General features: G+C 34.1%; 22 protein-coding genes, 1 tRNA gene and 1 pseudogene. 11 read left to right on the top strand and 13 right to left on the bottom strand.

Annotation, left to right across the window (positions count from 1 at the left end; all coding sequences use genetic code 11):
• Nucleotides 1–163 precede the first annotated feature (163 nt).
• Nucleotides 164–2,212, top strand: coding sequence for an ankyrin repeat domain-containing protein (locus AB3210_RS01805; RefSeq protein ID WP_007302098.1), 2,049 nt, complete (start codon nucleotides 164–166; stop codon nucleotides 2,210–2,212).
• On the opposite strand, the gene sdhA is transcribed toward AB3210_RS01805, so the two are convergent.
• Together sdhA and AB3210_RS01795 are read right to left on the bottom strand one after the other, a co-directional pair.
• Entirely contained in the window at nucleotides 2,184–3,983 is a 1,800-nt protein-coding gene (gene sdhA, locus AB3210_RS01800; RefSeq protein WP_012481881.1) for a succinate dehydrogenase flavoprotein subunit, read from the bottom strand. The genes AB3210_RS01805 and sdhA overlap by 29 nt on opposite strands.
• A 208-nt stretch (nucleotides 3,984–4,191) precedes the next feature.
• On the bottom strand, nucleotides 4,192–4,602 hold the full coding sequence (locus AB3210_RS01795) for a zinc-ribbon domain-containing protein (RefSeq protein ID WP_007302100.1): 411 nt from the start codon (nucleotides 4,600–4,602) through the stop codon (nucleotides 4,192–4,194).
• Between the two features lie 38 nt (nucleotides 4,603–4,640).
• Between AB3210_RS01795 and dapD the strand changes: the two genes are divergently transcribed.
• Nucleotides 4,641–5,483, top strand: coding sequence for a 2,3,4,5-tetrahydropyridine-2,6-dicarboxylate N-succinyltransferase (gene dapD / locus AB3210_RS01790; RefSeq protein WP_052264857.1), 843 nt, complete (start codon nucleotides 4,641–4,643; stop codon nucleotides 5,481–5,483).
• Here dapD and AB3210_RS01785 read toward each other — a convergent pair whose 3' ends face one another.
• Both AB3210_RS01785 and AB3210_RS01780 read right to left on the bottom strand, forming a co-directional pair.
• A complete protein-coding gene (locus AB3210_RS01785) occupies nucleotides 5,484–5,765 on the bottom strand; it encodes a DUF2610 domain-containing protein (protein WP_052264858.1) in 282 nt (93 codons plus the stop codon).
• Complete coding sequence (locus tag AB3210_RS01780; RefSeq protein ID WP_007302103.1) at nucleotides 5,766–6,158, bottom strand: hypothetical protein; 393 nt, start codon at nucleotides 6,156–6,158, stop codon at nucleotides 5,766–5,768.
• 82 nt (nucleotides 6,159–6,240) lie between these two features.
• Here AB3210_RS01780 and AB3210_RS01775 point away from each other — a divergent pair, with 82 nt between their 5' ends.
• Nucleotides 6,241–7,269 carry a class I SAM-dependent methyltransferase gene (locus AB3210_RS01775; RefSeq protein ID WP_026097238.1) on the top strand — a complete coding sequence of 343 codons (1,029 nt, stop codon included), beginning with the start codon at nucleotides 6,241–6,243 and terminating at the stop codon, nucleotides 7,267–7,269.
• Nucleotides 7,270–8,182: 913 nt separating this feature from the next.
• Here the strand turns inward: AB3210_RS01775 and AB3210_RS01770 are convergent.
• From AB3210_RS01770 to gpmI, 6 genes are all read right to left on the bottom strand, one after another.
• Nucleotides 8,183–9,523 carry an ankyrin repeat domain-containing protein gene (locus tag AB3210_RS01770; protein WP_010406927.1) on the bottom strand — a complete coding sequence of 447 codons (1,341 nt, stop codon included), beginning with the start codon at nucleotides 9,521–9,523 and terminating at the stop codon, nucleotides 8,183–8,185.
• Between the two features lie 242 nt (nucleotides 9,524–9,765).
• A complete protein-coding gene (locus AB3210_RS01765) occupies nucleotides 9,766–11,556 on the bottom strand; it encodes an AAA family ATPase (RefSeq protein WP_096097183.1) in 1,791 nt (596 codons plus the stop codon).
• Between the two features lie 267 nt (nucleotides 11,557–11,823).
• Entirely contained in the window at nucleotides 11,824–12,180 is a 357-nt protein-coding gene (locus tag AB3210_RS01760) for a transposase (RefSeq protein ID WP_007301972.1), read from the bottom strand.
• Nucleotides 12,140–12,322, bottom strand: a complete 183-nt coding sequence (locus tag AB3210_RS01755) for a hypothetical protein (RefSeq protein WP_038227351.1) — start codon at nucleotides 12,320–12,322, stop codon at nucleotides 12,140–12,142. The genes AB3210_RS01760 and AB3210_RS01755 overlap by 41 nt, the downstream gene beginning before the upstream one ends.
• On the bottom strand, nucleotides 12,288–12,764 hold the full coding sequence (locus AB3210_RS01750; RefSeq protein ID WP_019236989.1) for a transposase: 477 nt from the start codon (nucleotides 12,762–12,764) through the stop codon (nucleotides 12,288–12,290). The genes AB3210_RS01755 and AB3210_RS01750 overlap by 35 nt, the downstream gene beginning before the upstream one ends.
• A gap of 229 nt (nucleotides 12,765–12,993) precedes the next feature.
• Nucleotides 12,994–14,490, bottom strand: a complete 1,497-nt coding sequence (gene gpmI, locus AB3210_RS01745) for a 2,3-bisphosphoglycerate-independent phosphoglycerate mutase (RefSeq protein ID WP_052264783.1) — start codon at nucleotides 14,488–14,490, stop codon at nucleotides 12,994–12,996.
• A 195-nt stretch (nucleotides 14,491–14,685) separates the two neighbouring features.
• Between gpmI and AB3210_RS01740 the strand changes: the two genes are divergently transcribed.
• Nucleotides 14,686–15,423, top strand: a complete 738-nt coding sequence (locus tag AB3210_RS01740) for a hypothetical protein (protein WP_052264782.1) — start codon at nucleotides 14,686–14,688, stop codon at nucleotides 15,421–15,423.
• Nucleotides 15,424–15,510: 87 nt separating this feature from the next.
• On the opposite strand, the gene AB3210_RS01735 is transcribed toward AB3210_RS01740, so the two are convergent.
• Together AB3210_RS01735 and alaS are read right to left on the bottom strand one after the other, a co-directional pair.
• Nucleotides 15,511–15,582, bottom strand: a tRNA-Asn gene (locus AB3210_RS01735).
• Nucleotides 15,583–15,785: 203 nt separating this feature from the next.
• Nucleotides 15,786–18,425: an alanine--tRNA ligase gene (alaS, locus tag AB3210_RS01730; RefSeq protein WP_096097200.1), complete on the bottom strand. Its 2,640-nt coding sequence runs from the start codon at nucleotides 18,423–18,425 to the stop codon at nucleotides 15,786–15,788.
• A 218-nt stretch (nucleotides 18,426–18,643) separates the two neighbouring features.
• Between alaS and AB3210_RS01725 the strand changes: the two genes are divergently transcribed.
• From AB3210_RS01725 to fmt, 6 genes are all read left to right on the top strand, one after another.
• Entirely contained in the window at nucleotides 18,644–19,600 is a 957-nt protein-coding gene (locus AB3210_RS01725) for a hypothetical protein (RefSeq protein ID WP_052264870.1), read from the top strand.
• 289 nt (nucleotides 19,601–19,889) lie between these two features.
• Nucleotides 19,890–20,639, top strand: a complete 750-nt coding sequence (locus AB3210_RS01720; RefSeq protein ID WP_007302083.1) for a hypothetical protein — start codon at nucleotides 19,890–19,892, stop codon at nucleotides 20,637–20,639.
• Between the two features lie 211 nt (nucleotides 20,640–20,850).
• Entirely contained in the window at nucleotides 20,851–21,294 is a 444-nt protein-coding gene (locus AB3210_RS01715) for a PAS domain-containing protein (protein ID WP_007302082.1), read from the top strand.
• Nucleotides 21,295–21,392: 98 nt separating this feature from the next.
• Nucleotides 21,393–21,599 carry a 50S ribosomal protein L35 gene (gene rpmI, locus AB3210_RS01710; protein WP_006013548.1) on the top strand — a complete coding sequence of 69 codons (207 nt, stop codon included), beginning with the start codon at nucleotides 21,393–21,395 and terminating at the stop codon, nucleotides 21,597–21,599.
• Between the two features lie 21 nt (nucleotides 21,600–21,620).
• A complete protein-coding gene (gene rplT / locus AB3210_RS01705) occupies nucleotides 21,621–21,986 on the top strand; it encodes a 50S ribosomal protein L20 (protein WP_007302081.1) in 366 nt (121 codons plus the stop codon).
• Nucleotides 21,987–22,005: 19 nt separating this feature from the next.
• The gene (gene fmt, locus AB3210_RS01700; protein WP_096097199.1) at nucleotides 22,006–22,905 is read left to right on the top strand and encodes a methionyl-tRNA formyltransferase; all 900 of its coding nucleotides are present in this window, start codon (nucleotides 22,006–22,008) and stop codon (nucleotides 22,903–22,905) included.
• 143 nt (nucleotides 22,906–23,048) lie between these two features.
• On the opposite strand, the pseudogene AB3210_RS01695 reads toward fmt, so the two are convergent.
• A pseudogene (locus AB3210_RS01695) lies at nucleotides 23,049–23,181 on the bottom strand (WPE palindromic element domain-containing protein); the annotation flags it as partial.
• Nucleotides 23,182–23,285: 104 nt separating this feature from the next.
• Here AB3210_RS01695 and purH point away from each other — a divergent pair.
• Nucleotides 23,286–24,806, top strand: a complete 1,521-nt coding sequence (purH, locus tag AB3210_RS01690) for a bifunctional phosphoribosylaminoimidazolecarboxamide formyltransferase/IMP cyclohydrolase (RefSeq protein ID WP_052264821.1) — start codon at nucleotides 23,286–23,288, stop codon at nucleotides 24,804–24,806.
• Nucleotides 24,807–25,034 lie beyond the last annotated feature (228 nt).

Here is a 25,034-nt window from a genome sequence, read left to right as displayed (position 1 = left end):
AATAGTAGACAAGTGCTAAAGTGGGGATTTGACTATGACAATAGATTTTCTAATAGAAACTAGTTTTCTGCCTTTTCACCTATATTTCGATAACATCTAGCTCAATTTAAAAGTTTAATACAATTCGTTAACGCCAAATAGCTTTTAATATTGAGGTTTTAATATGAGTATAGATTCAAGTGTATTAGTTAGTAATGCAAATAAACTAGACAAATGTATAAACAAAAATGAAAAACAAGATAAAAAAGACAAGCAATTGTATAATATTATAGAGAGAAAGGTAAAAAAAGAAAAACATAAGCATGAAAAACCAAGAAGTCGAGATGGAACACTCAAGGAATGTAAAAGGTTATTTAAGGAAGGCGCTAGTCCTGAAGTATTAACTAAATTAGAAGAATCGCTTAGAGAACAGGAAAAATATCACAGATATTATGTCCAATGTTTCCTTCCAGTGCTAGGTGAAGTAATAGAACGATCGAAAAGAATATCAAATGAAACAAAAAAACAAGTAATTTCTGAAGTCACTAAAAGTTGTTTTAGTAGGTACAGCGAACAAGACAGTGGCTACGGTAGCGATTTTGAAGATGAAATAAACGGAATATCAGATTCTGATAGCGATTTTGAAGATGGAATAAACGGAATATCGGATTCTGATAATGACGTTCAATTACTAAATGCAATCCAAAATGGAAACAACAGGAAATTTAGAAAATACCTAAAAGATTGCACAAATATCAGTGGCATAACAGATGAAAAAGGAAATAATATTTTACACCTTATTGCATCGCTCAAAAAGAAACAAAAGCTTAAGTTTCTAGATACCTTGATAAAAATAGCTAACGAGAAAAATTTAGTACAACTTGTTGATAGTGAAAATCAAGAAGGAAAGACTCCTTTTCAGGTAGCACTAATTAACAAGATAATAAAAGGGAAACATGATTCTCACACAATCCAAGATAACGATAACACACTTAAGTTTCTTGCAAAATTGTTAAAGTATGGAGCCAAGCTAAGCTTACCTACAGAGGATTTAGAAAAATTATCTAAAAAGCAAAATGAATACTATCTTAAATTTTTAGAGAAATTGGCTGAGCGAAAACCAGAAATAAAAACAAAAGTTGAAGAAGTTATAGCCCATACCATAAATACTCCAGATAGTAATGATAATTATCAACTACATTTAGCAATTAAAGATAAAGATGAAAAATCTTTTAAGGAATTATTGAAAAAAGGAGCAGATATTAACCTTAAAGATGCAAATGGCAATAATGCTTTACACCATATTGCCTTGCTGAGAGGGAAGCAAAAAGTTACATGCTTGAAATTAATATCAGCCTTAGTAAAAGAAAGAAAAATATCTGAAGATAAATTAGATGAAGCTATAAAAGCAACTAACAGGCAAGGAAATACACCTCTAGAATTAGCACTAAAGAAAAAAGCAGAAAAAAAAAGTATCGAATACCTATCGCAAGAAACAATTTTTGATTTAGCAACTAATTATGATAATACAACAAAGTTTTGTGCAGCATTATTACAAAACGGTGCTAACCCTGATTCTTTATGGTTAGAAGATCCAGAACTCCATACTAAAAAGTACTATTTAACTTTACGAGATCTAAAAGATTGTTCAAGCACTCCACAGAAAGCACAGGAGAAAGCTAAAGAACTAAAAGAGAAGCTTGAGGAAAAATACCACTGTGGAACTGCTTCGAAAAAATGTCAATCAGGCATTAAAAAGCTAGGTTCTGGTGTAAAAAAAGGAGCATCTGTTGTATGGAAATGCATTGATCCGGGCAGGAGAGCTAGTGTATTGTTAGCAATCACAGTAGCAACTACTATTATTACAATGGTAACACTTTCTTGCTTTCAAGGACAAATTGCAATTGGAGCAGCGTTACCCATCATAGCTATAACAGGAGTGGTCTGTCTGATATTCACTTTGGGACTTAGCGGCATTAGGAAGTCTGTTAAGGAATTAACCAACGATAAGCAAAGCCGTAAAGATGATCACCTAGCTGCAAAACAACCTGAAAATATTACTGAACAACAAAATTTAGCTAACAACTCAGCAGAGCAAGAAGTACAAAGATCGTCAAATCAATCGGAGCATACAGAAAGCCCAGCTACTCAAATGAGCTATGTATCAATACTACGTCAATTTATAAATAAACCAGATGGGTTAACTAATAAATTCTCTTTTCCGGGGCGATGAAATCAATCTCATCGCTCAGAGTTTTTTCAGCAACTTTTTTATAGTCAATTTCTACACTAACTTGGCTTTTCTCTTCTTTAAGCCATGCTATAGTATGCTTCATCCAGTTTTTATCATCACGTTCAGGGAAATCTTCACGAGCATGAGCACCCCTGCTTTCCTCGCGATTAGCTGCGCATTCCATGGTAATAACTGCTTGTGGAATCATATTGGCAAGCTCCAGAGCTTCAACCAAATCACTATTCCATATCATACTACGATCTTCAACTGCAATGTTAGGCATCATTTTTGCTACTTCTTTTATAGCTTTTTTACCTTCCTCTAAAACTTCAGCAACACGGAATACCGATGCATATTTCTGCATAGTGTGCTGCATTTCACTTCGTATTTTTGCTACTTTGAACTCTCCGGAAGCAAATCTCATTTTATTAAATCTATCTACTATCCAGTCTGTGCAGTCTGAATGCAATTTTTTATGTGGTGTATCAGGTTTCAATTTTTCTTTTGCCCTAAGCGCGGCAGCTCTACCAAAAACCACAAGATCAAGAAGCGAGTTAGAGCCAAGTCGATTTGCACCATGTACAGAAACACATGCTGCCTCTCCTATTGCAAATAATCCTTCTACCACTTCTTCTTTACCTTTTTGCAACGTGATCACTTCCCCATGATAGTTGGTCGGAATACCGCCCATGTTGTAGTGAACAGTTGGAATAACAGGTATCGGATCTTTAGTAACATCAACTCCTGCAAAGGTTTTTGCTGTTTCACTAATACCTGGCAATCTGAGTTTGATCACTTCCGGATCAAGATGCGATATATTCAAGTACATGTGATCTTTCTTTGGCCCAACTCCCCTTCCCTCTCTAATTTCAATTGTCATTGCTCGACTTACTACATCACGAGAAGCCAAATCTTTTGCCTTTGGCGCATAACGTTCCATAAACTTCTCACCCTGAGAATTAACGAGGTACCCACCTTCACCGCGGCATCCTTCCGTCATCAAGCACCCTGAGCCATATATTCCTGTTGGATGAAATTGCACAAACTCCATATCTTCAAGTGGCAACCCAGCTCTTACCACCATGCCATTACCATCACCTGTGCAGGTGTGTGCACTTGTTGCAGAAAAATAAACACGTCCATAACCACCTGTTGCTATTACCACAAAATGTGCACGAAATCTATGCAACGTACCATCACACAGCGACCAAGCTATCACCCCACAGCATGTCCCTTTGTCCATAATCAAATCGATTACAAAATATTCGACAAAAAATTCAGCGTTAAATTTAAGACATTGCTGATATAGAGTATGAAGAATTGCATGCCCAGTTTTATCTGCTGCTGCACAAGTACGCTGAGCCGATTTTCCTTTACCAAAGTGAGTTGTCATTCCACCAAAGGCACGCTGATATATTTTTCCATCTTCCGTACGAGAAAAGGGTACACCAAAATTTTCAAGTTCAATCACAGCTTTGGCAGCATTTTTACACATATACTCTATTGCATCTTGATCGCCAAGCCAGTCTGAACCTTTTATTGTGTCATACGCATGCCAGCGCCAATCATCTTCAGCAATGTTGCTCAAGGCTGCACTAATTCCGCCTTGTGCTGCAACTGTATGACTCCGTGTAGGGAAAATCTTAGAAATACAGGCAACTGAAAAATTAGTTGCAGCCATTCCAAGTGTTGCTCTAAGCCCTGCTCCACCTGCACCCACTATCACCACATCATACTCATGCTCTATGATTTCATACGCTGACTTATCCATATCCACTTATTTTATCATCACAGGCTTATAATATCACAGAAGTAGAAAAAATCTATACAAGTTTTCTGGATGTAAGCTTCTGAAACAAATCTATAGTAAACGATGTAATAACAACCATAGGGCGTCATGAAAGTAGCTGAAATTGGAATGACACTATCATAAAGGAATAAGTGTAGTTATTTGCATAACATTGATGACTTATGCCTATTTAATTAGATCTAAAATTAGATAGAAAAAGGTAATCTTGATAAAACTCATTTACAACAAGTTCTCTCGCACTTGAATTTTCCGTTTGCACTTTTTTGTATCCTAATTTATGGCTTATTGAATCTTTATATGAACTAACTGCTTTATATATCTTACTTACCTCTCCTGGAAAGATACCACCAACAATTATAACGCATAACCCTGCAACTGTTGCAAAAGCTAGAGTTAAACTTTGCCTCCAGTTAGCTTTTTTTTCTTGTATACCAGCAGGGCACAATTCACTTGACATTTCTTTTAGATACTCATGCCACATGTGATTGCAGTTTGTACATTTCACTTTTCTTCCAGATTCACCTATTTGCCCACGAGATACTAAGTAAGTTTTAGTACAATTATGACATTGTATTTTCATAGTGCTTACGTATAAAATAATATAAATTTGATATCAATATGTATATAATAAATGAAAAATTTGCAACTAAAAAATTACAAGATGAGATAGAAAATATTTGGAAAGATAAAGAAAAACTTAACGACTATAATCTAAAACACGAAGCAAGATTAATAATCAAAGAGGTAATTGAGTTACTTGACAGTGGTAAAATTAGAGTAGCAGAAAAGCTATCAAGTGGAGAATGGATAGTACATAAGTGGATAAAGCAGTCAATATTATTACATTTCCTCACTGAGGAAAGCAAAATAATAGACAACACCAATTGCTGGTTTGACAAAATCGGTAGTAAGTTTAGTGAATGGAATGAAGAAAAATTTTACCATTCAAAAATTAGAGCAGTTCCTGGATGTTTTGTCCGCCAATCTGCTTACATAGGTAAAAATGTTGTTCTAATGCCAAGCTTTATCAACGTTGGTGCATACATTGATTCTGGCACAATAATAGACACTTGGTCAACAGTTGGTAGTTGTGCACAAATAGGAAAAAATTGCCATATTTCCGGTGGAGTGGGAATAGGCGGAGTTCTTGAGCCCATTCAAGCTTCTCCAGTCATTATAGAAGATAATTGCTTCATTGGAGCGCGCAGTGAGGTAGCCGAAGGTGTTATAATAAGAGAAGGATCAGTCCTTAGTATGGGGGTGTTTATTGGAGCATCAACAAAAATTATTGACAGAGAAACAAGCAAGATATTTTATGGTGAAGTACCACCTTACTCTGTAGTTGTACCAGGATCTACTCCACCTAAAAACAACATTTCAACCTATTGCGCAGTTATAGTAAAAAAAGTGGACGAGAAGACGAGATCAAAAACTTCTATAAATGAAATATTGAGAATCTAACTACTTACCGTCACTTTTTTTATCATTATTACTAACTATAGTAATGGCATATGCGCATAATTCTGGAAAAGAGATCCCGTTTTCTTGAGACAGCTTGTATAATTTTTGCAAACTTTCTTTAACTTTATTAGGAATGTTTCCTCCACGCTCCTTTGCAAGCCATGAATCTTGATGGTGAATTGGATGAGTATCACCCTTTGGATTTCCTATATATACTGCAAAAGGTGCATTCTGTCCTTTGAAATCACACTGTACAGTAAATTTTTTTATAGACTCAACCATTTAAAGACCTCTACTTTTCTTTTTAACCGATTTTATAGAAGATACAAGAGGTGGTTTTTTGATAAAATCTTGCCTATTAAACACACTTTCTTTGCCTTCTAAAGCTCGACGAACATCGGCTCTGCTTAGCTGTGACTCTTTTGCTACCCTCATTCCATGCTTTACCATAATATTAGTATATGCTAACACTTTTTTTACTAACTCTAGATCACCATTCAACATTTGAACCAATGCTTGAAATACCTCCGCTAAAGTTAATCCATCAGCACTTACAACCTTATTTTCTACAAAATTGATAGCTTCTTTAAATTTATATTCAATACCATCATCTTGAGGTATAAGGGTAACATAATCCGTATCTTGATTGTCCATAACCAAAGGAATACTACTCATATGTTTTTAAACTTATATTATATATATAAATACTCCACTATTTTATAGTATGGCACGCTATAGTTAAATGTTTATTAATAATATGCTCACTTATATACACGAATTAATTGATAAAAGCCAAGGATCAATATCTATCAGTGATTTTATGAACGCTGCTCTATATCATAAAGAGTACGGCTATTACATGAATAAATTACCACTTGGCAAAGATGGTGACTTCATTACTGCACCTGAAATTAGTCAGCTATTTGGTGAAACAATTGCAGTGTGGATAATGAATACATGGGAAAAATTAGGAAAGCCATCAAAATTTTCTCTAGTTGAACTTGGACCAGGTAAAGGAACACTCATTCATGATGTAATAAGAGTCACCAAAAAATATAGCTGTTTTTTTAGCTCAATGGACATTCATCTAGTTGAGATAAGCCCTATTTTACAGAAAATACAAAAGGAAAAATTAAAGGGATTAGATATTAATTGGCACACAGATGTCGACAACTTACCAAATCAGCCAACTATTTTTTTTGCAAATGAGTTATTTGACGCCCTTCCAATTGACCAATTTATTTATCGTGATGGGCAGTGGTATGAAAATAGAGTAATAAAACAAGATGATGGCAGTCTTTCATTGTCACTCCAGTGCTTAACCAGACCAAAAACTGGATTCCAGACTGGAATGACAGGGGGTTTCAATGGTGCAGTAGTGGAAGTATGCCTAGCCGGAATCGAAATATTAAAGAAACTTGAGAATAAGATAGTCAATAACGGAGGAGCTGCCCTGATTATAGATTATGGTTATGTATATCCTGAATATAAGAGCACTTTGCAATCGATAAGGCAGCATCAGTATGCTAATTTTCTTGAAAATATTGGTAACAGTGATATTACTGCACTTGTAAACTTTCAAGCGTTAAAAGATTCATTAAAATACTTAAATTGTGAGATTTTAACTCAAAGAGAATTTTTATATTTGTTTGGTATAAAGGAAAGAGCGCAAGCTTTAATGGAAAATGCAAGTAATGAACAGAAGAATAAGATCTTCAGTGAATTTTTAAGGTTAACTGAAAATATGGGTACTCTCTTTAAGGTAATGCTGATTCACCATTTGTAGTCTTGTGTAGTTCTTATGTTAAACATACAAATACTAAAAAATTTACAGAATAAAAAAGGTAAAAAAAACGTATCTGTTCAGCAGAGTAGCAAAATAAGATAGACAGATAAGACTATCATAGGAACAAATAGGTGTCATGAAAGTAGCTGACACTGGCACGACAACAAAAAAGTTACTCAAATGACACCCTTTTGATGCACAATTTTTGGTGCATCACGTACTGATTTTCATCCAAGACGATGTCATGCAAGTAGCTGACACTGGCATCCAGCCTTTTCGCGCAAAAAACGTTGTAAAGTGTTTAGTTGGATCCCAGCTGGAATGACACTTGGTTATGCAAGAAATCTATTGTCAAAAAAAATTACTTCCGCATATTTTGAATCTGATTATAATGACAATTAGAGATATTTTAAGAGCTCAAAATCTATCTTTGTCTGCAGACTTTCAGTTAACTTTTCAATAAAAAACGTAGCGTATCTTTTTCAGCGGTCTGTCATATGTGCGCTGCATTTTTTTCTAATCTTTTTATACAGGAGGATTTTATGTCCAGAATTCCAGATACTTGACCTTTACTTTAGCTAATAACAGGCGCCTGTGATTTTTATAAAGAAAGTGTAGGAAAAACTGTTTCCAGGCATAAATTTGCCATGTATACCTAAAAAGTAATTATATTAGCATAATATTCATACTTATATGCCAATATTAATATTCTTTGAATGGAATACGAAATTAATGTTGAAAAAATATGTACCAAAAAATTTATGTGGGATCTATGCCGAAGCTCAAATTGCATGACACCATTTATTTTTATGGTTTTGTCTATTTTATTTTGCCACTCTGCTAAACGGATACATTTAATTCCATTTTTATCGAGCAGATAATGTCATATATTAGCTTAGTTCTCCTGTTATACTTAAATATAAATCAGCATAGCCCTAATTTTTTTATATATTTTACTTCTTTCTCTATATTTAATAATAGGCTTGAAAATAAATGGTAAACCTATAATTGTTAAGCTTAGAGCTAGGATTGAAAGTACACAAAAGGCTTTGTGTTTACTATGTAGCTCTTTCAAGTAAAGCATCAAAAACCTACAAAATTTTTTGTAATTTTCTTCAATATTTTTTTTGCTATGAGCCTTGTCAATAAACATATCTATTGCAGTATAATCATTACTACAATTAATTGCCCCTTTTTCTATTAATAGCTGAGCTATATCAAAATAATCCTTTTGAATAGTAAGATGCAGAGGTGTAAAACCTTGTTGATCACAAATATTCATATTGGCTTTTACTGCTAACAACATTCTTACAATTTCTACATGGCCTTTTTTAGCTGCAAGTAGCAGAGGAGTTCTGTTGCATCTAGTGACGGCATTAACGTTTACCTTAAGCTCCAATAAGAACTTAACTGCTTTAGTATCACCATTATAGCTAGCTTTATGTAACCTGGTGTTACCGCTACAATCTTGGTCATCTGCTTCTATTCCCTTTGAAACAAGAAATGTTACCATTTGCCTATTATTATGCTTAATAGCGCAATCCAGTGCATCAAAACCATGTTTATTTTTTGTGCAAATAAACTCTTTTAACTTAGCTTTTGCTTGCTTTACAATAAGCTTTACCAGTTGCATTTTGTTGTTATATGCTGCTAGAAAAAGCGTAGTATTATTTTCTGCATCTTTTGCTTCTATGTTTGCACCTTTCTTTATCAGATATTCTATAATCTCTGCTCTACTTTCATAATGTGTAGTACATTGATAAATGGTCAAAAATAAAGGAGTACGAAAGTTGTTATCTTCACATTCAAGATTTGCTCCGCTATCAATTAAAATCTGGACGCTCTTTTTAGAACCGTATAATGAAGCTATGTGAAGAGGAGTATAGCCTTCCTCAGCATCTTTTTCATTAATTTTTGCGCCTTTTGTTATTAAAAAATCCATTAATTCTGTGTCATCTTGTAGTGTAGCAAGGTGAAGTGGAGTAAATCCATTTTTATCTCTAGAATTAATTGTCAATTGATTAACAAGAAGTTTAGCAATTTTTTTGTGTCCATGCATAATAGCATAATGCAGTGGATTTCTATTTTCATTGTCCACAACATTAAAGTCAGCTTCGTGCTCTAATAATGATTTTACTCCAACTAAATCGCCTTCTTTTGTAAACTTATGCAAGAGAGTGACTCCGCTTACATCTTTTGAGTTAATATCAAATCCACTTTCTACCAATTGATGTATGTCTTCCTCACACGCCATACCATTTTAATTAAACCCTTTTCGCATTAACAATACTCCCACTTAATTAAGTTTGAATGAATCTGTAAGAGAGATATAAACGTTAGGGAGATTTGCGATAAACGGTAAGAAAAAGGGCAGAAAGTCAAAATCTATCTAACACAACTAAATTTTACCTGCTTTTTTTGTACTCTATCTCTACTTTTGCATTTACATTTGCTGAATCACTTTCCTGCTTTACAATAAGGAGATCCATATGTTTTCTATGTAGCTAAGTAAGAAGAATCTTTGCTCGAACTTGTACATTTTGAAATATTTTTACAAAACTCTATAAAATCATTCACTGCCTCGTTCTCATTCTTAACCTCAACCTTTTTAGATTTAAGATCTTTAAGTACATTATTGAAATCATCCATGTTCACTGTCACTTTTAGGTCTTCATCTTCTGACTCTTCTTCGCAAATCTGATCTACAGCATGAAGTTTTGCTTCATTTACCAAATTTTCTAGATCAGCTCCTGAAAAACCATTAGTTTCTTCTGCAAGTTTTGCTAGATTTACATCTGGTGCCATTGGCACTTTTTCCGTATAAAGACCCAATATTTTTTCACGTAGGCTTTTATCTGGTAAAAGAATTTCAATATGTTTAGAGAGGCGACCTGATCTAATTACTGCTTCATCTAAACTTTCTAGACGATTAGTTGCAGCAATGATTGTCACGCCTTCTATAGGATTAAAACCATCAAGCTCGCATAAAAACTGATTTACAATTCGGTTGTGTTCTTCATCACTTCGTCCACTATTACTACGTTTTGTACAAACAGCATCTATTTCATCTATAAAGACTATGCAAGGAGCATTTTCTCTCGCTTTTGCAAAAAGATCTTTTATGTAATGCGCGCTGTGTCCAGCATATTTTTGCATACATTCAGATCCAGAAACGCTAATAAATTTAGCACTAGCTTCACATGCAATTGCACGAGCAATAAGAGTTTTACCATTTCCAGGTGGACCGTATAAAATATAGCCTGTTGGCATTTTGCAACTTAGCATTTCAAGAGCTTTCTTCTTCTTCTCTGATATATGACCACAAATCATTTTTAACTCTTTTCTTACTTCCTCTGAAACAATAACATCATCAAGTGTTACTTTTTTCTGCTTGTCTGGATCAACTATCTCTATTCTAGAAGAGCCTTTTATTGCACAAACAAGATCATTTAATTTTTTTGAGCGCGTTGCTTTATTAACCGATTTTTTTTCATCACTCACTTCTTCAATATTTATTATGTTTGAATCTTGCTCGTTTTTAATCTCATTTTTAGCATCCAATTCAGCCGCTTTGTACGTAATATATTTAGCTATAGATGCAAATGCATACAAAATACTTACACACAATAACACCTTTAATACAGGCACATCAGGTACAATTAAATTAACCGCAACAATTGATGTTGCCATAGCAGCACCTAACAACAACATTGAGCCAAAAACGATATAACCTTGAATTTTCGCTTTTTTCAGCTGCATTAAGTATCCAGAGCCATTAGGATGCTTGAATGCATAAATATTCACTGGAGTTTTACCATGAAAATTCTTTAACCAAGGATCTGCATTTTTTCTTATTAGAATTGATATTGTTTTTCTACTTCCATTATCTGCAGCATAATGCAAAGGGGTATTGCCCTCTTTATCCATTACATTAACACTTATTCCTTTATTTAAGAAAAATTCTACTACTTCAACATGACCATTTTCAGCAGCTAAATGTAAAGGAATCTTCTCGCGCTTACTATCTTTCTTATTAACATCAGCTCCTCCTGCTACCAGGACTTTTGCTACGTTTTCAAAGCCACCTCTAGCAGCTACGTGCAACAATGTAAGTTCTTGACTAAATAAATGATTTACATCAAATTTAACTTTCTTCCACTCTTCATGTAGATCTTGATTCTGTTTCTCTAGTTCTTCTTGTATTTCCTGAATTATATTATCTTCATTTAAATCTGTCTTATCGTTAATTATACTCAGTACTTCTGCTAGTAATTGATCACTTGTCATAATCTCATCTTTAATCTTAAATGATATATTTAATTATTATATAATTAAAATAAAAATTCAATATTTGTTTTAAACAAGTTAATAATTGGATTGTGAATAGCAAATTAGATCCAAGTAGCCCCATCTCACACTACTGTCATCCCAGTGCCCAGACACCAGCCTTTCTTACCAACAAAAACTTAGCATAACTTTTGTTCTCAAAAAATTTCTGGATTCCAGTGGGCTTTGTTGCACAGCTCTTCGGATAGTGGGTAATGTATAATAAATTCATGAAGCTATATCAAACTTAGCCATGCCTATTTCAGTAAATTTGTTAAGCAAATAACACTTGAGTAGCAGTTCCTTCTCACGATTAATCTCAGATTTATTCCTAAAACTAAATCCAAATATTTGCTTCAGTCGCGAGAAAAAACTTTCTATATAAGATCTCTTCCAATAATTTATCTCTTTTTTCCACCTCTTCATACCATCTTCATCATATGACTTTATGAGCTTGATTGTAGAATTTCTCTCATTCATATAATCCAACTTTGGATGCTCTACTGCATTATTTTGCGGAGGAATCCTTGTCTTTATGTCAAGCTCATCGCACAGTTTGTATAACTTCTTTCGATCTATCTGCATATATCGTGCTTATGTTATACTTGGTATCCACTCTTTCAATAAGATCACAGGCTCCATAGTGGTCGGAATAAACTCCACTACTGTATTTTGCAGCTATAACTTTTTTACTACCTATCTCTAGCATTACATCTTGTTTGCTCATAGCGGCGATACTTTCTATCTGTACCATTTGCCTTACTATGGCCTGGAATATTATTGTAGATGCTGATACCTGTACTATCTATAGCAATTTCAATATCTTCCATATCGTTCTTATCAACTCTGCAGTCGTTGATTTTGATATTAAGCTTTTTAAACCTTCTTGAAGCCTGCGAATAGCTGATAATTTGCAAAATTTTCCCTATTTGCTCAAGATATTTCTCTATAAATCCCACTGTTTGCCTAAGACCAATCCTGAATAGATAGGTTATTATGTGAATTAGAATCACTACTTTGTCGCTGTAGACATTGTTGCCACCTGCTACTTTTGGACTATTTTCGTACCAATTTTCAATGGCATCGTTGATATAATGAAAAACATTTCCCCTTTCTTGAAGAAATTTGTTATATTCATTGCAGTTACTGACTTTCATTCTTATTGGCATATTTTTCCTTTGTCGGCTAAATATCTATTTTATAACAAATTCCATCAGTAACTGCCTGTTCTTTCCTTGAGTGGTGCAACAAAGCCCGCTGGAATCCAGGAATCAAGAAGCCAGTGTCAAGCACTGAGATGACACCGAATGGGCTACCTAAACGACAAGGGGCTGTTTGAATAGCACCCTTCCGGTGTCTCAAACTACAACAGTTGTGAATAGAGAGTAATACGAAAAATTATACAATCAACGAACTACCTGTCATTTCATTTGGCTTTTTGAGTCCAAGTAGCTGTAAAATAGTAGGAGCAATATCAGATAATTTTCCATCTCTCAGTTTTAAATTTTCACAAGATATAATAAATGGAACTTTATTTAGAGTGTGCGCTGTGTGAGGTGTGTTATTTTCTTCATCGAACATACATTCCACATTACCATGGTCTGCTGTAACAATGAGTGCAGTATTACCCACTTCTTTGACAACGCTGAGTACTTTTGCAAGGCAATCATCTACAGCGAGCACAGCTTGCTCGGCTGCTTTTATATTACCTGTGTGTCCCACCATATCAGGGTTAGCGTAGTTTACAACTATCAGCGCAAATTCTTGAGAATAAATTTTTTTTACAAGCTCTTCTGTGAGCTCAAAGGCTGACATTTCAGGCTGCAGGTCATAAGTTTTAACTTTTGGTGAAGGAATGAGTATTCTTTCTTCACCAGAAAAAGGTTCTTCTCTTCCACAATTAAAAAAGAAAGTCACATGCGCGTATTTCTCAGTTTCAGCAATGCGCAGTTGCCGTAATTTATTGTCTTCTATTATCTGTCCCAAAGTGTTGGCAAAAGATTCAGGAGGAAAGAGATAAGGGATTTTTAAGTCCGCTTTATATTGCATCATACTTAAAATTGAAGAAAATTTTGCTACCTTAGCGTAATCTGTTTTGCCTAGCAAAATACTTGCCAATTGTATCATTCGATCAGCACGAAAGTTAGCCAATAGCAATCCATCTTCTGGTTTTATACCTTGATAATCTCCTATTATTGCGGGCCTGATAAATTCATCGGTTATATTATTTTGGTAATTTTCATCAATAAGCGATACTGCATCATCATAACGAGGCGCCTTTGCAAATGCGATGGCTTCATAAGCTTCAATTGTTCTTTCCCACCTATTATCACGGTCCATAGCATAATAACGCCCAGAGATAGTGGAGATTCTTATATCATTTTCCTTTATGCTTTCTGTAAATTCTTGAATGCATCTTTTCCCTGAATTTGGCAGTGTGTCTCTGCCATCTAAAAATGCGTGTATTACAACTTTAATTCCGCGCTGTGATATTTTGTTTGCTAAAGATGAAATGTGCTTTTGATGCGAATGAACACCGCCATCTGATATCAATCCCATTATATGGCATATGCCATTCTTACTTTTTAGATCATTAATAAAATTCTGTAGATTTGCATTATTTTCTATCGTTTCGATTGCTTGATTAATACGCTGAAGGCTTTGCATTACCACTCTACCGCTACCAATATTCATGTGACCAACTTCTGAATTGCCTATTTGGCCTTCTGGTAATCCAACATCAGTTCCACAGGCAGATAAACTGCACTTTGGATAATTAGAGCTAATATGTTGCCAACAAGGTGGATTTGAATTGCTAATAGCATTGTATTTACTATTTTCTATTCCATTACCCCAGCCATCTAGTATACATAAAACGACTGATTTAAAGTTCATATAAAAGTTAACATCGAAACCCTCAATGGTACCAAAAACAAATTCTTCTCACAACTTTTGTGTTAAAATAAGAGATAGAAAAAGCTGCTTGGAGGCAATGGTATATGAAGTTTTTCATAAAATATTTTATTAAAGTGATTGACAGTTGCTAAAGTGTTTACTAAAACACTTGCATAGCTTTAATAGTGAGGTCAAATGAGTTATAGTCAATATGTAAAGGATAATACTTTAGCAACATCAGGTGCTATAATTAATGTTGATAGATTAGTAAACTTTTTAAAAAACAATACAAACATTACAAGACTTATTTTACGATGTTCAAAAATTAATTATGAGGTTATAAAAAAATTAGCTCAGCTTTCTCATCTTACTTCACTTGATCTAAGTTGCAGTTATGTTGGTACAGAAGGTGCAAAGATTTTAGCAAGCGGGAATCTTATAAATCTTACTTCGCTTGATTTAGGAGGAAACGAAATTGGTGATGAAGGTGTAGAGGCTTTAGCCAGTGGAAATCTTACAAGTCTTACTGAGCTTAAATTATATGATAATAAAATTGGCGATAGGGGGGCAAAAGCTTTAGCAAGTGGAAACCTTCAAAAGCTTATTTTACTGAGTTTAGGATGGAATGAAATCAGTAATGAAGGTGCAGAGGCTTTAGCAGCAAGTGGAAACCTTAAAAATCTTATTACACTTAAAGTATATGATAACAGCATTAATTACAGAGATGTACAGACTTTGGCGAGTGGAAATTTGGTGCGTCTTACTTCGCTCATTTACAATTATTGCAGTATTGATGAAACATTGCCAAAAAATGTCCTTCCTCAATTAAAAAGGAAATGTAATAAAAGAAAAATAGGAGAGGAGCCAGATAGCAAGCTAAGTGAAGCGCAGACATCTTTGCATTTTGACAGTAAAGGCTTTAAAACTATATAACTTCACACGTTTTGTCTGTTTAAGAGACAAAAAAAAGGTAGTGAATTTTGGGCTAAAAGTGAAATGTACAGATTGTATAAAATAGTGCTCCCCGGGCCGGATTCGAACCAGCGACCAATTGGTTAACAGCCAACTGCTCTACCACTGAGCTACCGAGGAATAAACTGCTTTCAACTTATCACATTGAACGCCGATTGTAAACGATTTTTATGTAGACTTTAGACCTAGATATCATTCCAGTGCATGGAGCTGTAATCTAGTTCTTATTACCTGATATGCTCATTTGACAGTTAAGTCTTCTCTACCCCTATTTGCATAATACCTTCGTTTACGGTTAAAAGATATCGAGGTAGTAGGGTGTATTAGTTTTTGCAAGCTGTTATTTTGCTATGGATTGCTGTAATGGCATCATCTATTTTATTGTTATCACAGCCTGTTTGGGCAAGTTCGGCATTTCCACCGCAATCCCTTCTGGTTACAGTAGATACTAGCTCTTTTGCATTGATCTTATTAGTTAAATCTTTACTTACTTTGACAATCAAAACTGTTTTATCCTTTTCTGTTACCATGAAGGCTATTACAGTTTTCGGTTTTTGTTGCTGTAGAGCAAATTCCCTTATGATACTTCCTGGAACGTCAGTAAAAGTGTGGATTACGAAATTTATTCCATTTATTTCAGTACTTTTTATATTTTCTACACTGATAATCTTTTTATAAAGATTTTTTATTTTGGTTTCAAATTCTTTGCGCTCTTGGCTTAAAATACTGAGTCGACTTATTATTTCATTTACTGGTGCTTTTACGCATTCTGCAACTTTTTTTAAGCTAATTTCGTTATTGCGTACATAATTAATTGCTTCTTGACCGGTTAAAGCTTCAATTCTTCTTACTCGAGATGCAACGGAACATTCTGCTGCTATCTTAAACAAACCAATTTCTCCGGTACGCTCCACGTGTGTACCACCACATAATTCTTTTGAATCTCCAATTTTTACAACCCTAACATTATCACCATATTTTTCACCAAATAAGGCCATCGCTCCTTCGTCTATTGCCTCATCCATACCTTGAACTTTTGTGGACGTAGAAAGATTTTCTCTGATTAGAGAGTTTACTATATCTTCTACTGAAGACAGCTGATCCTGAGTGACTGGCTTATTGTGACTAAAGTCAAATCTTAGTCTATTTGGTGCGACTAGAGAACCTTTTTGAGTAACGTGATCACCTAAGATTTTTCTGAGTGCAAAGTGTAGAAGATGTGTAGCTGAATGATTTCTTCTTAAGTCTTGTCTTCTTTTTTTGTTAATACTAGCTGTAACTGTATCACCTTTACGAACTGAACCAGACTCCACTATACATCTGTGTAAATATAGGTCATTAATCTTGTTGGTATTTTCCACTATGATTACGCCTAAATCTGGTGTCATTCCAGCGCGTGACGCTGGAATCTGGATCCCAGTATCAAGTACTGGGATGACAAGAAGGAACTTTCCAATATCTCCCACTTGTCCACCTGACTCTCCATAAAAAGGTGTTTTATCAAGTATAATAGTTATCTTTTCTCCTTCTTTTGCAGAATCAATTACTTCATTTTTAGAGGAAATTATTGCGAGTACTGTTGCATCCTTTACTTCATCACGTTCATAACCAACAAATTCCGTTTTGCCAAACTGATCGATTAAATTAAACCATACTTGTTCAACAGATTTTTCACCAGATCCAGTCCAATTAGCACGTGCTCTTTCTTTTTGCTCTTTCATTGCATTATCAAAACCTTTTTGGTCAAAATTTATTTTCCTTTCTTTCAAAATATCAAGTGTGATATCCAAAGGAAATCCATAAGTGTCATATAGTTTGAATGCTGATTCTCCAGATAGAGTGTCACCTGATTTTAAATCTGCAGTGAATTTGTCCAAGAGATTAATGCCTTTCATTAAAGTGTCTTTAAAGTTTTCTTCCTCTGATTTTAACGTTGTTTCTATTAAGCTTTTAACTCTGATTAGCTCTGGATAAGCATCTCCCATATAAGCCAAACTTGTGCCATCTATGAGTGCAGGAAAAACAAGGTTCAATAGAGAATCATTATATCCAAGTAGGTGGATATAACGTGCTGCTCTCCTGATCAATCTGCGTAGTACATAATTTCTTCCTTCATTTCCAGGAAGCACTCCTTCTGCGATGAGAAATGCAGCTGCACGAAGGTGATCTGCGATAATCTTATGAGCTACTTTATTTTCCGTATTTCCACAGTACTCTTGCGATTTACTTACCAGAGCAGAAAATAGGTCAATATCATAGTTATCATGAACGTTCTGCATAACAGCTGCTATTCTTTCAAGGCCCATTCCGGTATCGATGCATTTTTTTGGTAATTTTTGTAAATTACCTTCTTCATCTTTATTAAATTCCATGAACACCAGGTTCCAAATTTCAACAATTCTGTCGTCTTCATGTAAAGCGGAATTTCCATGATCGTAAAAGATTTCAGAACATGGGCCACATGGACCAGTATTGCCCATGCTCCAAAAGTTATCATCTGTTGTAATTCTTATGATTTTATCATCTGAAAAGCCACTTATCTTACGCCAAATTTCATATGCTTCATCATCAGTGTGGTAAACAGTTATGGATAGTCTGTTTTTATCAAGAGACAATTCTTCAGTAATAAATTTCCACGCAAATTCTATCGCAGTTTCTTTAAAGTAATCACCAAAGCTAAAATTTCCGAGCATTTCAAAAAATGTGTGATGCCGAGATGTATAGCCAACATTTTCAAGATCATTGTGTTTACCACCTGCTCGGAGACACTTTTGACTTGAGACGGCACGTTTCATTTCAGTTTTTTGCGTGCCGGTAAAGATGTTTTTGAACTGTACCATACCAGCATTTGTGAACATGAGTGTTGGATCATGCTCTGGAATCAAAGGAGAAGAAGGAACTTGCTCATGATTATTATTTACAAAAAATTTTATAAATCTTTCTCTAATTTCGTTTAGCTTCATCGTTTTTACTGAGGTTATCTATGCATAATAAGTTGTAACAGAAGTAAAATCAATTTATCAATCTAAATATTAATATATATATTACTTAGTATAATAAAAGTAACTTTTACATAAAAATTTTAATAAAAAGATATAGGTTTAAATATTTTATCCATTAACATAGAGAAGTATTTGTTAATTCAAATAATACTTTTGTTAATTAATTTAAGGAGTGTGAAATGCCAAAAAAATTCCAAAACACTAAGAATAGGATGCGAAAGAGAGAAACAACAAATAAGCAGGAGATGAATGGTCCAACAATTAGAATTGTATCTGACTTGGAAAGTATAGAGCAAAACAGAAGGGTAGAATTTTTAATTAAAGGAGAGAATTTAACAGTAAAAGACCTCTCTATATCTTCTAGAGCAGCTGAGATAGGCTTGGTTACAGGAATAGTAAATTCAATAGACATTCCTCAAGCAATTCGTGAATCGACAATAGATGGAATTATTTTAGGTCTTAAGAATGGAGAAATAGAAAAAAGTAAAGAATATAATTATAGAGAATTTAAGAAAATATATCTAAAAAACCTTGTAGATGAATTGGGTAAGGATAGTTCAAAAAAGCTAAAAGAAAGAACTGATGAAAATAGCCAATTGAGAGAATCTACTACTGAAGAAATTGATTATCAGATGCAGGAAGATGTAACTATCGAATCAGCTTCTTTAACAAAACAAGAATTCGATTTTGCATCAAGCAAAGTAACTACTAAAGAGATTAATGACGTAATAAATGAAATAGAAGAATCAAATGCTAGTTATGGAATTACTCTTGAAGATATAAGTAGTGTTTCCCGTTTTGATAGTAATTCACAAGAAGTGTTAGATCATTCTATATTTAATAGCACAGATGTGGAAGGGCCTAAATTACCCGAAATAAATGGAGGACAGTATATAGGAATAGCAGGGATTGCTGGTGGTATATTTGGTGGAGTGCTAGCAGTAGCTTTTGCAGGATTAGGATACTTTGTATGGCATAGAAAAAATAGGGAAGGTAGCTACGATGTTGAAAAAGCGATGAAAAACCTTCCTGAACAAGCTCAACTTGAGCATTCCGGATCTACATCAGAAATAGAATCTTTGCTCAGCAATGCTACATCGGTAGCACATCTATCTTCTCAGATTAGTGTCGAGTAAGATTCCAGAGTTTGATGGCACAACAGTGCCATCAACTTAGCTCTTACAGCACTTATATGCTCTGGAACCAAAGGAGAAGAAATTTTCCTGTCTTACAAAAAATTTTATAACTCTTTCTCTAATTTTATATCGTTTTTACTAAGGTATAATAAATTGCAATGAGAAATTCAGATATTAATATATGTATTATTTAGTATAATAAAAATATAAAAATCTTAGTGAAAAGATGTGGACTTAAATAATTTATCTTTTATACATAAGGAAATATTGGTCAGCTTGGGGGTCATATATGTCAAGAAGATTTAAAAATACTGTAGGAAAAAAAAGATCAATCAATAAGGAAAAAAGGAATAGATGGATTAGTATTGAATCAGAATTGCGAGATGTAGAACAAAACAGAACAATATATTTTCTATTGGGAGGAGGTGATTTAAAACTTAAGTATGTATGTATGCTTGACGATACATCTTATCGTATTCTTGTTGCTGAAGGAGAAATAGTGCATGCAGAAAATCCAAAAGTGATGATTGATGATATTGTTTCTGATCTCAAGAGTGGAAAAATACGAAGTTATAAAAGATATAATGCCAAAGAGTTTTATGAAAAGTATCTCAAAGAGTTTTTGAGTAATGAGAACTTGCAAAAGCTGGAAGCTGGTGATATTGAAAATACAACAGCAGAACTACCAAACTTAAAACAAGTAATGGAAGAAATGAAAAAATCAAACGCTAGCAATGGAATTACAATGCGAAATATAGAAAGTGTTCAAAATACGACGAATATTTTGGGTAATCCTATGATTCATGATACAAACTTGAGAGAGTTTAAATTATTGGAAACACCTTCAAACGAGAAAAATAATATAGTGTTCACAGTAGGTATGTTAGCAGTAACAGTAGCTTTGGTAGCAGCTGTACCATTTAAATGTTGGTTTTATAATAGAAAAAATAAAAGCCATAGTAGTGCTAAGGAAGAAACTCCATCTAGTTATTTATTAAGTGCAATAACTTTAGAAAGTGGAACTAATTCTATTCGTTAGCCAAAATATTGCAAAAATAGAATTTTTTTATTATTTTTTTACAGTTTCCTCATTTAATAATTTTTATGCTCTAATTATTATACTTAATTTATCATTACCTGTTGTGTAAACAGGATGAGAATTTTCAATAATCTACATCCTTTAGTAAGAAAAAATCAATACATTCACGATAAATTTACCTCATATCTGTGTTTTATATGTGGAATTTCGAATGGAAAATTATGCAGGCAAAGAAAGAAGAATAGTGAATATAGTTACTCAACATTGGAGTGATATAAAAGGATCAGATAGAGAATGGCCAGAAAGACATGAAATAGACACTGCAGAAATCATGGAGTCATGGCAGCATTGTTTTATCATTGAAGTTAAAGATCGAGGTTATATTTGTGAAAATGCAGGAGAAAAAGCTATTGAATTCTATGGTTTTGAAAAAAAGATGTACATCGATGATAAGTATGCAATTGATGCACCATTTTTGCGGTTATATAAAATAGATGCAGTTATTGATAAACTTGAGACTGTAATAGAGAGTAAATGCTCAATTAACGAAGAGGAAGAAAGTGAAAGTGTTAAAATGAGGCAAGTATTGTTGCCAATTGGAGATAAAGAAGGTATAACACATATACTGGGTGTGATTACATTCAAGCTGCTTTAAAATACAATTTTAATTTGATTTTTTAATAAAGTTATCTATACTCATACTTAATTACTAATAAAGAACTAAATAGTGATGTTTGTAAATTTGTTTAGAATATGACGAAAATAAAATTAAAAACCAAATCTTCTGTCAAAAAGCGCTTTCACCTTACAGCTAAGGGTAAAGTCATCTCTACTCAGTCAGGTAAGAGACATGGCATGGTAAAAAGAAGTAAATCTAATATTCGTAATCAACGCGGTACAACGATTCTCAATAAATCTGACTCGCGTATAGTTAAACTTTATATGCCTTATGGTATTTAATAAAATGGAGGTAAGATAAAAATGGCTCGGATAAAGCGTGGAACCGCTACTCATGCTCGTCATAAAAAGGTATTAAAATTAGCAAAGGGTTATAGAGGACGGGCAAAGAATTGTTATAGAATTGCATTACAAAGGGTTGAAAAAGCACTACAGTATGCTTATAGAGACAGAAGAAATCGCAAGCGTGATTTTCGTGGTTTGTGGATAATACGTATTAATGCAGCGGCAAGAGAACATGGACTTACTTATGGTAGGTTTATGCATGGTCTTAAACTTGTTGGAGTTGATTTGAATAGAAAAATTCTTGCTGAGATGGCTGTTAATCATAAGGATGATTTTGCTAAATTAATAGAAACTGTAAGTAGTAAGTTAGCAGAAAATTCCTAAAGCAAACACACCTGAAAACATGAGAATTATTTTCATGGGGTCACCGGGGTTTGCTGTTGGTGCGTTAAACTTACTATTGAAATTACAGAGTGAAGTAGTAGCAGTATATACCAAAGCTCCAAAGCCTTCTGGACGTAGGCAGAGGTTAACAAAATCGCCAGTACACATCGTTGCTGAAAAAAGTGACATAGAGGTATGTACTCCTGCCTCTTTAAAATCTTCGATAGAGCAAGAAAAGTTTGGAAATTTTAAGCCAGACGTTGCAGTTGTTGCTGCGTATGGATTGATACTTCCAAAAGAAATTTTAAATATTCCCAAATATGGTTGTATTAATATTCATCCATCATTGCTGCCTAGGTGGCGCGGTGCAGCTCCGATACAGCACACAATTTTAGCCGGAGATCAAGAAACCGGAGTTAGCATTATGCAGCTAGATGAAGGATTAGATTCTGGCCCTATTTTAAAACAGAAAAAATTTCTTATTGAAAAAAGCGATAATTATAAGACGTTGTATGATAAATTGTCTGAATTAGGTAGTGATTTACTGCTGAAAGTACTAAACGAAATTGAAAAGCAAGTTCCCTTAAAACAGAGCGATAACGATGCGTGCTATGCTGACAAAGTAAAAGACTATAAAATTTACGCAAGTGACACCTGTGAAATTGCTTATAGAAAGGTTAAAGCATTTTATCCAAAAGCATTCATTAAGGTAGAGAATAAACGTATCAAGATACTTGATGCTGAATTTGAAGCCTTCACTTCAGGACAAGGTGAGATCATTAATGATAATATGCATATAAGTTTAAAAGGTGGTACTTTAATTCCTAAAGTTGTACAAATGGAAGGAAGAAATCCTTGCGATATTAAAGATTTTGTTCGTGGCTTAAAATCAAGTTTAACAAAAAAATTTATAGAATAGACTACTTTGAAAGGAGAGTGAGGAGAGCTAAAGCAACTTCTACAATTTGGTATTCCGCTGCTTGTTAGCGGAATCTACAACAAGATACCGCGTTTTGGTGTACGAACATTGCAATTTGCAGGTAATTTGAGTAGTAGATGGTCAGTGCTTGACACTGGAATCCAGTTTCTATTACCTGGTGTGCTCATTTAAAGTGAAGTTTTCTGGATCCCAGTGTCTGGGGACTAGGATGACATCTTTCTTGATCTCTTGTATCACAATGTTCGTACAGCTATGTGCTTGTTAGCGGAATCTACAACGAGATACCGCAGTGGTATGACGTAGTAGCTATATATAGACAAATTTTCTTTTCTTAGATATAATCTTAAGAAACCTTCCATATGAAAATTAAAAGAGCTTTAATATCAGTATACGATAAGACAAATATAATTGAACTTGCATCGTTTTTGATGCAGCAACAAATAGAAATTCTCTCAACAGGGAATACTTATAAAGTGCTATCAGGTGCGGGAATAAAAACGCAAGAAGTTTCAGATTACACACAATTTCCAGAAATACTAGATGGCAGAGTGAAAACTTTACATCCTAAAATTCATGGAGGAATACTCTGTGATCGAAAAAGGCACGAAAAGGAAATGCAGAATCTAGAAATTAAGCCGATAGATCTGCTTATAACTAACTTATATCCATTTTGGAAAACGGTTAATAGCAACTCAAGTGAGAAGCAAATCATAGAACAAATAGATATAGGTGGAGTAGCATTAATTAGAGCTACAGCAAAAAACTTTCATTTCACTTCAGTGATTTCTAGCATTCAAGATTACGAAACACTGAAAGCTGAGATGATCAAAAATAACAATCAGACAACATTAGAATATAGAAAACATCTAGCAACTAAAGCATTTGCTCTGACTGCACAGTATGATTCTAATATTTACAATTGGTTTTTATCACAGGGTAAAAGCAATGAGTTACCAGAGTTTTTTACTTTATATGGATGTAAAGCACAAGGACTCAGATATGGTGAAAATCCTCATCAAAAAGCTGCATTTTATAGCAATCAATTTAGCAAGTATCCACTGGAGAAAATACATGGAAAAGAGTTGAGCTATAATAATATAGTCGACATAGAGTCTGCACTTAACATAATTTCTGAGTTTCAAGAACCTGCAGCAGTGATAATAAAGCACAATAATCCATGTGGCGCTGCTGTTAGTGATAGTGCTTTAAAAGCATATGAAAAAGCTCTATCATGTGATGAAATAAGCAGTTTTGGTGGAATAGTTGCTTTCAATCGGGAGATAGATTTCAAGCTATCAGAGAAATTAAACGAGATATTTTTGGAAGTGGTGATAGCACCATCGGTAAACAAAGAGGCACTAAAAATTTTACAAAAAAAGAAAAATTTAAGAGTGATTATTCATCAATCTCTTCAGCAAAATGCAAAATATCAAATCAAAAATGTTGTTGGCGGGTTCTTAGTGCAAGAAAATAATAACCATACAGTAAAAGTAGAAGAAATAAACCGAGTGACAGAATGCACTACAACAAAAAAAGAGAAGGAAGATCTTATTTTTGCTTGGAAAATATGTAAACATGTAAAATCCAATGCAATAGTAATAGCAAAAGACGGTTGTGCTATTGGCATCGGTGCAGGACAAACAAGCAGAATAGATAGTGTGAATATTGCAGTAAAAAAAGCAGGTGAAAAATGTAAAGGCGCAGCGCTTGCTTCAGATGCATTTTTTCCATTTCCAGATAGTATAGTAGAAAGTGCAAAGCATGGAATTACAGCTATAATTCAGCCAGGTGGCTCATTGAAAGATCAAGACGTGATAGCAGCTGCAAATGAGAATAAAATTGCCATGTTTTTCACTGATGTTCGTAACTTTCTCCATTAAGCTTTGTATCCTGTCAAAATTATACCCACACAGGGCTTTGTTGCATAGCAGCTTATAGGTATGAAAATTGTAGTAAATTTATGTAGTTACTTTAAACTCAACTATACCTATCTGTAATTGTAAGCTGTACTCTTGAGCTCCTGATGCGATTTATAGCAAATCCTAAAATGCCTTGCTGTTTTTCCTTATAGACATTCAGCTTACCTTGTACATTAGCCTATCTGGATG

This window comes from Wolbachia endosymbiont (group B) of Scrobipalpa ocellatella (genome assembly GCF_964188425.1).
In the GTDB taxonomy this organism is placed as follows: Bacteria; Pseudomonadota; Alphaproteobacteria; order Rickettsiales; family Anaplasmataceae; genus Wolbachia.
This window is presented reverse-complemented; position numbering and strand designations above follow the sequence as displayed.

Coding starts and splice junctions, on each gene's coding strand:
- AB3210_RS01805 (WP_007302098.1), top strand. CDS start 164: ATGAGTATAGATTCAAGTGTATTAGTTAGTAATGCAAATAAACTAGAC.
- sdhA (WP_012481881.1), bottom strand. CDS start 3,983: ATGGATAAGTCAGCGTATGAAATCATAGAGCATGAGTATGATGTGGTG.
- AB3210_RS01795 (WP_007302100.1), bottom strand. CDS start 4,602: ATGAAAATACAATGTCATAATTGTACTAAAACTTACTTAGTATCTCGT.
- dapD (WP_052264857.1), top strand. CDS start 4,641: ATGTATATAATAAATGAAAAATTTGCAACTAAAAAATTACAAGATGAG.
- AB3210_RS01785 (WP_052264858.1), bottom strand. CDS start 5,765: ATGGTTGAGTCTATAAAAAAATTTACTGTACAGTGTGATTTCAAAGGA.
- AB3210_RS01780 (WP_007302103.1), bottom strand. CDS start 6,158: ATGAGTAGTATTCCTTTGGTTATGGACAATCAAGATACGGATTATGTT.
- AB3210_RS01775 (WP_026097238.1), top strand. CDS start 6,241: ATGCTCACTTATATACACGAATTAATTGATAAAAGCCAAGGATCAATA.
- AB3210_RS01770 (WP_010406927.1), bottom strand. CDS start 9,523: ATGGCGTGTGAGGAAGACATACATCAATTGGTAGAAAGTGGATTTGAT.
- AB3210_RS01765 (WP_096097183.1), bottom strand. CDS start 11,556: ATGACAAGTGATCAATTACTAGCAGAAGTACTGAGTATAATTAACGAT.
- AB3210_RS01760 (WP_007301972.1), bottom strand. CDS start 12,180: ATGCAGATAGATCGAAAGAAGTTATACAAACTGTGCGATGAGCTTGAC.
- AB3210_RS01755 (WP_038227351.1), bottom strand. CDS start 12,322: ATGAGCAAACAAGATGTAATGCTAGAGATAGGTAGTAAAAAAGTTATA.
- AB3210_RS01750 (WP_019236989.1), bottom strand. CDS start 12,764: ATGCCAATAAGAATGAAAGTCAGTAACTGCAATGAATATAACAAATTT.
- gpmI (WP_052264783.1), bottom strand. CDS start 14,490: ATGAACTTTAAATCAGTCGTTTTATGTATACTAGATGGCTGGGGTAAT.
- AB3210_RS01740 (WP_052264782.1), top strand. CDS start 14,686: ATGAGTTATAGTCAATATGTAAAGGATAATACTTTAGCAACATCAGGT.
- alaS (WP_096097200.1), bottom strand. CDS start 18,425: ATGAAGCTAAACGAAATTAGAGAAAGATTTATAAAATTTTTTGTAAAT.
- AB3210_RS01725 (WP_052264870.1), top strand. CDS start 18,644: ATGCCAAAAAAATTCCAAAACACTAAGAATAGGATGCGAAAGAGAGAA.
- AB3210_RS01720 (WP_007302083.1), top strand. CDS start 19,890: ATGTCAAGAAGATTTAAAAATACTGTAGGAAAAAAAAGATCAATCAAT.
- AB3210_RS01715 (WP_007302082.1), top strand. CDS start 20,851: ATGGAAAATTATGCAGGCAAAGAAAGAAGAATAGTGAATATAGTTACT.
- rpmI (WP_006013548.1), top strand. CDS start 21,393: ATGACGAAAATAAAATTAAAAACCAAATCTTCTGTCAAAAAGCGCTTT.
- rplT (WP_007302081.1), top strand. CDS start 21,621: ATGGCTCGGATAAAGCGTGGAACCGCTACTCATGCTCGTCATAAAAAG.
- fmt (WP_096097199.1), top strand. CDS start 22,006: ATGAGAATTATTTTCATGGGGTCACCGGGGTTTGCTGTTGGTGCGTTA.
- purH (WP_052264821.1), top strand. CDS start 23,286: ATGAAAATTAAAAGAGCTTTAATATCAGTATACGATAAGACAAATATA.